Origin of the sequence: Rhodoferax sp. (genome assembly GCF_014859475.1) — a bacterium.
Lineage (GTDB): Bacteria > Pseudomonadota > Gammaproteobacteria > Burkholderiales > Burkholderiaceae_C > Rhodoferax.
On record NZ_JACUUE010000107.1, the window covers coordinates 1 to 8,140 of the forward strand.

Annotated in this window: 11 protein-coding genes and 1 other RNA gene; 5 read left to right on the forward strand and 7 right to left on the reverse strand. The window is 60.6% G+C overall.

What is annotated here, in order from left to right; genetic code table 11:
- A partial coding sequence (locus tag IBX54_RS09905; RefSeq protein WP_296542495.1) for a hypothetical protein occupies positions 1 to 199 on the forward strand: 199 nt, incomplete at its 5' end.
- 413 nt (positions 200 to 612) lie between these two features.
- On the opposite strand, the gene htpX is transcribed toward IBX54_RS09905, so the two are convergent.
- Positions 613 to 1,488: a protease HtpX gene (gene htpX, locus IBX54_RS09910; RefSeq protein ID WP_296542496.1), complete on the reverse strand. Its 876-nt coding sequence runs from the start codon at positions 1,486 to 1,488 to the stop codon at positions 613 to 615.
- Between the two features lie 180 nt (positions 1,489 to 1,668).
- Here htpX and IBX54_RS09915 point away from each other — a divergent pair, with 180 nt between their 5' ends.
- Together IBX54_RS09915 and IBX54_RS09920 are read left to right on the forward strand one after the other, a co-directional pair.
- Entirely contained in the window at positions 1,669 to 2,121 is a 453-nt protein-coding gene (locus IBX54_RS09915) for a LysE family transporter (RefSeq protein WP_296542497.1), read from the forward strand.
- A complete protein-coding gene (locus IBX54_RS09920) occupies positions 2,076 to 2,216 on the forward strand; it encodes a hypothetical protein (RefSeq protein WP_296542498.1) in 141 nt (46 codons plus the stop codon). Before IBX54_RS09915 ends, IBX54_RS09920 begins: the two co-directional genes overlap by 46 nt.
- Here IBX54_RS09920 and IBX54_RS09925 read toward each other — a convergent pair.
- From IBX54_RS09925 to cysK, 4 genes are all read right to left on the reverse strand, one after another.
- A complete protein-coding gene (locus IBX54_RS09925; protein ID WP_296542499.1) occupies positions 2,200 to 3,933 on the reverse strand; it encodes an NAD(P)/FAD-dependent oxidoreductase in 1,734 nt (577 codons plus the stop codon). The two genes, IBX54_RS09920 and IBX54_RS09925, sit on opposite strands and share 17 nt — an antisense overlap.
- Before the next feature lie 55 nt (positions 3,934 to 3,988).
- Positions 3,989 to 4,369, reverse strand: coding sequence for a PIN domain-containing protein (locus tag IBX54_RS09930; protein WP_296542500.1), 381 nt, complete (start codon positions 4,367 to 4,369; stop codon positions 3,989 to 3,991).
- The gene (locus tag IBX54_RS09935) at positions 4,353 to 4,586 is read right to left on the reverse strand and encodes a type II toxin-antitoxin system VapB family antitoxin (RefSeq protein ID WP_367141827.1); all 234 of its coding nucleotides are present in this window, start codon (positions 4,584 to 4,586) and stop codon (positions 4,353 to 4,355) included. Before IBX54_RS09935 ends, IBX54_RS09930 begins: the two co-directional genes overlap by 17 nt.
- Positions 4,587 to 4,893: 307 nt before the next feature.
- A complete protein-coding gene (cysK, locus tag IBX54_RS09940; RefSeq protein WP_296542501.1) occupies positions 4,894 to 5,811 on the reverse strand; it encodes a cysteine synthase A in 918 nt (305 codons plus the stop codon).
- Between the two features lie 115 nt (positions 5,812 to 5,926).
- Between cysK and rnpB the strand changes: the two genes are divergently transcribed.
- Positions 5,927 to 6,366, forward strand: an RNA gene (gene rnpB / locus IBX54_RS09945) — RNase P RNA component class A.
- 7 nt (positions 6,367 to 6,373) lie between these two features.
- Here rnpB and IBX54_RS09950 read toward each other — a convergent pair.
- On the reverse strand, positions 6,374 to 6,901 hold the full coding sequence (locus IBX54_RS09950) for an Rrf2 family transcriptional regulator (protein ID WP_296542502.1): 528 nt from the start codon (positions 6,899 to 6,901) through the stop codon (positions 6,374 to 6,376).
- Positions 6,902 to 7,039: 138 nt separating this feature from the next.
- Between IBX54_RS09950 and nhaR the strand changes: the two genes are divergently transcribed.
- Positions 7,040 to 7,936: a transcriptional activator NhaR gene (gene nhaR / locus IBX54_RS09955; RefSeq protein WP_296542503.1), complete on the forward strand. Its 897-nt coding sequence runs from the start codon at positions 7,040 to 7,042 to the stop codon at positions 7,934 to 7,936.
- Here nhaR and IBX54_RS09960 read toward each other — a convergent pair.
- Positions 7,899 to 8,140: hypothetical protein (locus IBX54_RS09960; protein WP_296542504.1), on the reverse strand; the 242-nt coding region annotated here is incomplete at its 5' end. The genes nhaR and IBX54_RS09960 overlap by 38 nt on opposite strands.

The following is an 8,140-nucleotide window of genomic DNA, read 5'->3' on the forward strand; positions in this document are numbered from 1 at the left end:
CCACACGTTGTCGCCCAAGGCCGCAGCCCAGGTGCTGGCGTTTTTGGAGGCGCTGTCAGAAAACTTCATGGCGAAGTATGACGCTGTGGCTTGCCGCCATTACGCTCAACGCGACAAAGCCAGACGCAATTTGAATGGCTCTCACATTGGCACTATCGATGAGTCTTGGCGAGCTGACAGCAACGGTAAGCTGTTCTGATCTTTAGCCCCCCCACCAGCCTCAACGGCACCCATAGCAATACCGGTGCTGTTTTACTTTACCCGTTGGCAGTTTTGTCCATCACCGTTCTTGAGCATCAGTCGATCGAATTGGGTGATCACACTCTGTGGATCGTCTGCTACACCATGCGCAGACAGTGGTCATTGAGGGCAAAAGCTACCGCGCCAAGGATCAAATCGAGCTTTGATTGCAGCGCTGCGCCAACCACTGCCCAACCAAAGCCCACCTGCTTGCTATGCTTTTTGAAAAAAATTGGTCAGCATTTTGAAACCGGCTGAAATTCGGCATATTCGGGTCGGCGGGCACAGCCCGGGCCGGGCGAAATGCTGATGGCCCAGGAGGCGGCGAAAAAAGTGAGCCAGGTGGCGAGTTCCATGCGCCGAGTTTAGCGTTCAGCCTTGCGCGTTTTGCAGCGCGGCAATGCGGTCTTCGATCGGCGGGTGGGTCGCGAACAGCTTGCCGATGCCGCCGGTGATGCCGAAAGCGGCCACACTCTTGGGCAGTTCGCCGGGCTGCATGCCGCCCAGGCGGGCCAGCGCGTTGATCATGGGCTGGCGCCGTCCCATCAGTTGGGCGGCACCGGCGTCAGCGCGGAACTCGCGGTGGCGGCTGAACCAGGCCACCACCATGGCGGCGGCGAAACCGAGCACGATATCCAGCACAATGGTGGTCACCATGTAGCCAATGCCGGGGCCGCTGGAGCGTTCGTTGCCCTTGTTCAAAAAGCTGTCGATGGCATACGCGATGACGCGGCTCAGAAACACCACAAAGGTGTTCATCACGCCTTGGATCAGCGTCATGGTGACCATGTCGCCGTTGGCGACGTGGGCCACCTCGTGGGCAATCACGGCCTCGATTTCCTCATGCTTCATGCCGGAAAGCAAACCGGTGCTGACCGCCACCAGCGCCGAGTTTTTGAAGGCCCCGGTGGCAAAGGCGTTGGGCGCGCCCTCAAAAATACCGACCTCGGGCATGCCGATGCCGGCTTGGGCGGCGAGCTTGCGCACGGTCTCGACGATCCAGGCTTCATCGACGTTGGCGGGCTGGTTGATGATGCGCACGCCCGCGGTCCACTTGGCCATGGGCTTGCTGATCAGGAGCGAAATGATGGCGCCGCCAAAGCCGATCACCAGCGCGAAACCCAACAAGGCGCCGAGGTCCAGGCCACTGGCCGTCAGATAGCGATTCACGCCCAGCAGACTGGCCACCGTGCCGAGCACAGCCACCACCATCACATTGGTCAAAACAAACAACAAAATGCGTTTCATGATTTCCTTTTCACTCAATCAAACGGAATCCCCGTTCCAGTGAGCGAATGGTAGTGGCGAAACCGCGGAAATCAAGTCGGGGAGCGCTTAATTCCCCCACATCAAGTGCCTATTTGACGGGCGCCTTGATGTCAAAAAACCTCGTCATTGCGAACCGTGTTGTGACCGCCGATTGCGTCCATGAGCGCCGGGCTGAACCATGGCTTCAGGTATGGCTACGTCACTGTTTTTGGCCTGGTGCTGGGCATTTGGACGCAGCTGTTGATTTTGGGGGTCGGTCTGGGTGCGCTGATTTCTGCCTCCGCCACCGCCTTCACGGTGGTCAAGTGGCTGGGCGTGGCCTATCTGGTGTGGCTGGGCATTGCACAGTGGCGCGCGCCGACGCGGCCCATGGTGGCGCTGTCGGACACCGGCGAGGTGATCAGCCGGCGCACGTTGATCCTCAAGGCCTGGATGATCAATGTGATCAACCCCAAGGGCACGGTGTTCCTGCTGGCGGTGGTGCCGCAGTTCATCAACCTGAGCCAGCCGCTGCTGGCGCAATACCTCATCATCGGTGCCACGCTGGCCTTTACCGACATGGTGTCATGGCCGGCTACACGGCGCTGGCTTCCCGGGTGCTGGGCGCCTTGAAGGAGCCGTCGCACATTTGCGCCATGAAGCGCATTTTTGGCAACCTGTTTGTGCTGGCCGGCTCGCTGCTGGCCTTGTTCAAGCGCGCGAGTTGACGTTGCGCGCCAGCGCCTCGGCCGCCTTGATGCCGTCCACCCCGGCCGACAAAATCCCGCCTGCATAACCCGCGCCTTCACCCGCCGGGTACAGGCCCCGGGTATTGACACTTTGAAAGTCATCGCCGCGCGGCATGCGTAGCGGTGACGAGGTGCGGGTTTCCACCCCGGTCAACACCGCGTCCGGCATGTCGAAGCCCTTGATCTTGCGGCCAAAGGCCGGCAGCGCCTCGCGCAGCGCGGCAATGGCGTAGTGCGGCAGGGCAGGATGCAGGTCGCCCAGCTTCACGCCGGGCTGGTAGGACGGCAGCACCGCACCGAGCGTGGTCGATGCCTTGCCCTCGATGAAGTCAGCCACCAGCTGCCCCGGCGCCTCGTAGTTGCTGCCGCCCAGCACATAAGCGCCGGATTCGAGTCGGCGCTGCAGGTTGATGCCCGCCAGCGGGTGGGTGGCGCTGGGGTTGACAGCTTTCAATCGTTCGGATTCTTCGGCGTAACGTGGGCCAGCGACAGGGCCAAAGGCCTGCACAAAAGCCGCTTCGTCCTGGGCGAAGTCGGCAGGCTCGATGCTAACCACCATGCCCGCATTGGCATTGCGTTCGTTGCGCGAATACTGGCTCATGCCGTTGGTCACCACGCGGCCGGGCTCGCTGGTGGCTGCCACCACGGTGCCGCCCGGGCACATGCAAAAGCTGTACACCGCGCGGCCATTGCTGGCATGGTGCACCAACTTGTAGTCGGCCGCGCCCAGGCTGGGGTGCCCGGCGTGGCGGCCCCAGCGCGCGCGGTCGATCACGCTTTGCGGGTGCTCGATGCGAAAACCCACCGAAAACGGCTTGGCATCCACCGACACGCCGCGCTCATGCAGCATGGCAAAAGTGTCGCGCGAACTGTGGCCCAGCGCCAGCACCACCTGGTCGGCGCGCAGCTCATACGTTTGCCCGGTGGCCTGGTCGAGCACGCTCAAGCCCCGCAGCTGGCGGCCTTGCGCGCCGTCTTCAATCAGCACGTCGGTCACCCGCTGCTCAAAACGAATCTCGCCGCTCAGCGCGATGATCTGGGCACGCAGGTTTTCCACCACCTTGACCAGCTTGAAGGTGCCGATGTGTGGGTGTGACTCCACCAGAATCTCGGGCGGCGCGCCGGCCTTGACAAATTCTTGCATCACCTTGCGCCCCAGATGGCGCGGGTCCTTGATCTGGCTCCACAGCTTGCCGTCGGAAAACGTGCCGGCACCGCCTTCGCCGAACTGCACGTTGCTTTCGGGGTTGAGCACGTGTTTGCGCCACAGACCCCAGGTGTCCCGGGTGCGTTCACGCACTTTTTTGCCGCGCTCCAGTACGATCGGCTTGAAACCCATGTGCGCCAAAATGAGCGCCGCAAAAATGCCGCACGGGCCAAAGCCCACCACCACCGGTCGCAGCGCCAGGTCAGTCGGGGCCTGCGCCACCAGCCGGTAGGCCATGTCGGGTGTTGGCACGATGTGCGGGTTGCCCGCGTGCTGTGCCAGCAAGGCCGCTTCTCGCTCTGGTTTTGCCAGCGTGGCATCGACGATATAGACCACCCGCACCTGCGCCTGGCGGGCATCAAAACTGCGTTTGAAAATGTGCCACTCGGTCAGATCCGCCGACTGGAGCGCCAGCCTTTGCAAGATCAGCGCGTTGAGGTGCTCGGGCGTGTGGTCAAGCGCGAGCTTGAGTTCGGAGAGTCGGATCATTGCATTGCATTATCGAAGTTTTCAAGCGGTCAACTGAGGAATTCAGCTTGAATCCTCAGGACTGCAACTGGGGGCAATAGGCTTTGTTGAGCTCTTTCGCAACTTGCGCCAGCAGCTTGTCAAAGGTCCGAAGTAGCGCCTTGTCAGTGAGGAAGACGGACGCAATCAAACTCAAGTCCACCAGCCCGCAACCACGGCCATAGAGCCGATGGTGCTCCAGCATGGCCAGAAGTTCACCCGTGGTGGCGAGGGTCACACTTTCGAGTTCACCCAACATGTCAATGATGGCGCGTCGATTGGGTGGTGTGCTGCAAGCAATTTCCATCACGACATAGGGGTGACATACGACCACGCCGTTTTGCAACAAAGTGACAAGCTGGTCGTTTCTCTGTTTGAAGTGGCGCACCCATACGGACGAGTCAACCAGCACGTTCATGAGGTGGCGGCCTCTTCGCGGCGGCGCGGCACCAATTCAATATCGGGTGCAATGCCCCAAGATCAGCCAAACGGCGAGCCGTTTGTCGCTGAATGAAGGCCTTGCCGCATTCCCTGATCAATTCCGATTTTTCGATGCCAGGTGGCGCCAAAGCGACCGCTTTGGCATAGAGCTGCTCGTCAATCGTCAAAGTGGTGCGCATCATTTTCTCTTGCATCAATTAATGCATCATTTTGTATCAAATGCTGGCAGAGAGTTGCTGCTTGCTTTTCTCAAGCAGATTTCAGTGTGAGTACATCTGCCAGGGCGAGTGCGTGAATGTGCTCTGCCATCGGGTGCGAGTGTGCTCCAGCGTGCCCGACATGGAGAAAATCGAGTTTGAGATCCCTGACCGCCGTGGGCATGGAGGCGCTGGCGTGGACCGATCTCAGGCATAAAAATACGAAATTCTGGAGGTTGGGTCCGAATCATCGTGTTTTTATGCTTTTTGTTGATCCATTTCGTGGGGCACTGCGCAGTCTGACTCAAGTCGGCAGAAAACCTTCGACCGACAAATAACGCTCGCCAGTGTCGTAGTTAAAGCCCAGCACCTTGGCGCCGGCAGGCAGCTCGGGCAGCTTTTGCGCCATGGCGGCCAGTGTGGCGCCGCTGGAAATGCCCACCAACAGACCTTCTTCGCAGGCGCTGCGGCGGGCGTACTCTCGGGCCGGTTCGGCATCGACCTGGATCACGCCATCGATCAGATCGGTGTGCAGGTTTTTCGGGATGAAGCCGGCGCCAATGCCCTGGATCGGGTGCGGGCCGGGCGTGCCGCCCGAAATCACAGGCGAGAGCACGGGCTCGACCGCAAACACTTTGAGCTTGGGCCATTTGGCTTTCAACACCTGCGCCACGCCGGTCAGGTGGCCGCCGGTGCCCACGCCGGTGATCATCACGTCGATGCCGTCGGGAAAGTCGGCCAGAATTTCCTGCGCCGTGGTGCGCACATGGACGTCGATGTTGGCCGGGTTTTCGAACTGCTGCGGCATCCAGCTTCCCGGTGTGGCGGCCACCAGTTCTTCGGCCCGGGCAATCGCGCCCTTCATGCCTTTTTCGCGCGGCGTCAGATCGAAGCTGGCGCCATAGGCCAGCATCAGCCGACGCCGCTCGATGCTCATGCTGTCGGGCATCACCAGAATCAGCTTGTAGCCCTTGACCGCGGCCACCAGTGCCAAACCCACGCCGGTGTTGCCCGAGGTGGGTTCGATGATGGTGGCGCCGGGCTGGAGTGCGCCCGATTTTTCAGCCGCCTCGACCATGGCCAGCGCGATGCGGTCCTTGATGGAGCCGCCGGGGTTGCCCCGCTCGGACTTGATCCACACCTGGTGCGTGTCGCCAAACAGGCGGTTGATGCGGATGTGCGGCGTGTTGCCAATGGTTTGCAGGACGTTGTCGGCTTTCATGCGGTGCTCCTCGAATTGATTGAGCCGTCATTTTGAACCACTTGATCTATTGTTTTTGGCATAAGCTTAGACGCCCCGGGTTGCAAACGCTGTGATGCCGCGATAATGCACCTGTGAAGCCCGCCAGACTGCCGCTGGTGCAATTCTGGAAACAGAGCACTGGAGGAACGTCCGGACTGCATAGGGCAGCGTAGCAGCTAACAGCTGTCCACTGAAAGCCCTGAGCGCAAGCCCTGGGTATAAGGTGAGGATCAGAGCAACAGAGACGAGTCGGCGCAGGTATCCTGTTTCGGGTGTTCTATGCGTGCAGGCTGGCGATGAGCCAGCCCCCGGGCAACCGGGAGCGCACAGCCACCCATTGCAGGCTCTGCCTGCAATGGGTGAAACGGGCAATCTCTACGCGCAGCAATACCAAATAGGCACACGTTGATGGGGCCCCCGGAGTGTGCGGGTAGGTAGCACCGAGCCACGCAGTGATGCGTGGCCCAGACTAATGGCAGTCACACAGAGGGCAACTTCTGTGCACAGAATCCGGCTTATCGGTGGGCTTCACACTTTTTTTTCAGCCGCGGGCCAGCAATGACTGGCCCAGCGCAAACACCGAGTTGGGCGCGTTGGTGCGCACCGACTGGTGCATTGGTTTCTTGAACACACCGCGATTGGGCGCGGGCTTTTGTTCAATCTTGACCCCCTTGGCGAGCTGGTCAAGCACCAGGCTGCGCAGCGTGACCGACTGCATGAAGTCGAGCACTTTGGCGTTCATGGTGTCCCACAGGTCTTGCGCCATGTCGGGGGTTGTTGAAACCGTTTCGGTGCTGCCTTTGGCGGGCGCCTCGTCTTCCACGGCGCCGATGATGTCAGCCACGGTGATGGCGTCGGCGCGGTGCCCCAAGGTGTAGCCGCCACCCGGCCCACGCGTGCTGGTTACCAGACCCTGCTGGCGCAGTTTGCTGAACATTTGCTCGAGGTACGACAGCGAAATTTGCTGCCGCGAGGCAATGTCAGACAGTGGCACGGGGCCGAGCTTTTCACGCAGCGCCACATCGATCATCGCGGTAACCGCAAAACGGCCTTTGGTACTTAGTCGCATATAAATTCCTCCTGTCAGTGTCACAGATTCAGACACAGCGCAAACTATAAGGTTCCAATCACTTCGTGTAAATTCGAATAATCGACAAGTTCACTTCGTAAAAAATGAATAATAGACCAAACAAATGGGGTCAATAACATGAATTTCAAGCATCTTTATTATTTTTGGGTTACCGCCCGTGCCGGCGGCATCATGCGCGCCGGGGAGCAGCTGCATACCACACCGCAAACGCTGTCGGGCCAGATCAAGCTGCTTGAAGACTGGCTCGGGCACAAGCTGTTTCGCAAGAGCGGCCGCGGACTCGAACTCACCGAGCACGGCCGCCTGGCGCTGGGCTATGCCGACCAGATTTTCAGCCTGGGCAGCGAACTCGAAAGCAGCCTGCGCCAGGTGCGCGGTGCCCAGAGACGGCTTGATTTCAGGGTGGGCGTGGCCGATTCCCTGTCAAAGTCCATCGCCTACCGGCTGCTGGAGCCCGCTTTTTCGATCCATGAGCCGGTCAAGCTGCTGTGCAGCGAAGGCAAGTTTGACGACCTGCTGGCCCAACTGGCCCTGCACCGGCTTGACCTGGTGATTGCCGACGAGCCCATGCCCAGGCGCGTCAGCGTCAAGGCCTTCAGCCACGCGCTGGGTAGGAGCGTGATGAGCTTTTTTGCCGCGCCCGCCTTGTTGCCACGCCTGTCAGGCAAGTTTCCCGCCTGTCTGGATGGCGTGCCCATGCTGGTGCCGGGCGCCACGGTCTCGGTGCGTCGGCAGCTCGAAGCATGGTTTGCCAAGCATCAAATTGCGCCCGTGGTGGTGGGCGAGTTTGACGACGCTGCGTTGATGAAAGCCTTCGGCCGCGAGGGCCAGGGCGTTTTCATGGTCCCGCGCGTGCTCGAGGTTGAGACCTGCACGCAGTTTGGCGTGCAGGTGATCGGCCACACCGCCGAACTGGTGGAAGAGTTTTACGCGGTGTCGATCGAGCGGCGCATCAGCCACCCCTGCGTGCTGGCCATCACCAATGCCGCGCTCGGCCAGTTGTTTGGCGTTTGAAGGCAGCCGCTGCCTGCAGCTGGATAATGCCGCCATGCCACTCAGGGAAATCAGCCACCCGGCCATCCCCCTCGACCTGCGCTAACTGAATGAATCCGCAGCGCCGCCCCAAATCATGAAAGAGTACCGTCATCGCGAGCCCCCCGTATCCGGCCCGATACCGCACACGGACCTTGAGCAGAGACTTCGTCACTGCGAGCCCCC

Bases quoted from the DNA above. Each gene is read 5' to 3' on its own strand.
- IBX54_RS09930 (WP_296542500.1), bottom strand. From the start codon at position 4,369: ATGAACGTGCTGGTTGACTCGTCCGTATGGGTGCGCCACTTCAAACAG.
- IBX54_RS09950 (WP_296542502.1), bottom strand. From the start codon at position 6,901: ATGCGACTAAGTACCAAAGGCCGTTTTGCGGTTACCGCGATGATCGAT.
- IBX54_RS09925 (WP_296542499.1), bottom strand. From the start codon at position 3,933: ATGATCCGACTCTCCGAACTCAAGCTCGCGCTTGACCACACGCCCGAG.
- nhaR (WP_296542503.1), top strand. From the start codon at position 7,040: ATGAATTTCAAGCATCTTTATTATTTTTGGGTTACCGCCCGTGCCGGC.
- IBX54_RS09935 (WP_367141827.1), bottom strand. From the start codon at position 4,586: ATGCAAGAGAAAATGATGCGCACCACTTTGACGATTGACGAGCAGCTC.
- cysK (WP_296542501.1), bottom strand. From the start codon at position 5,811: ATGAAAGCCGACAACGTCCTGCAAACCATTGGCAACACGCCGCACATC.
- IBX54_RS09915 (WP_296542497.1), top strand. From the start codon at position 1,669: ATGAGCGCCGGGCTGAACCATGGCTTCAGGTATGGCTACGTCACTGTT.
- htpX (WP_296542496.1), bottom strand. From the start codon at position 1,488: ATGAAACGCATTTTGTTGTTTGTTTTGACCAATGTGATGGTGGTGGCT.
- IBX54_RS09920 (WP_296542498.1), top strand. From the start codon at position 2,076: ATGGCCGGCTACACGGCGCTGGCTTCCCGGGTGCTGGGCGCCTTGAAG.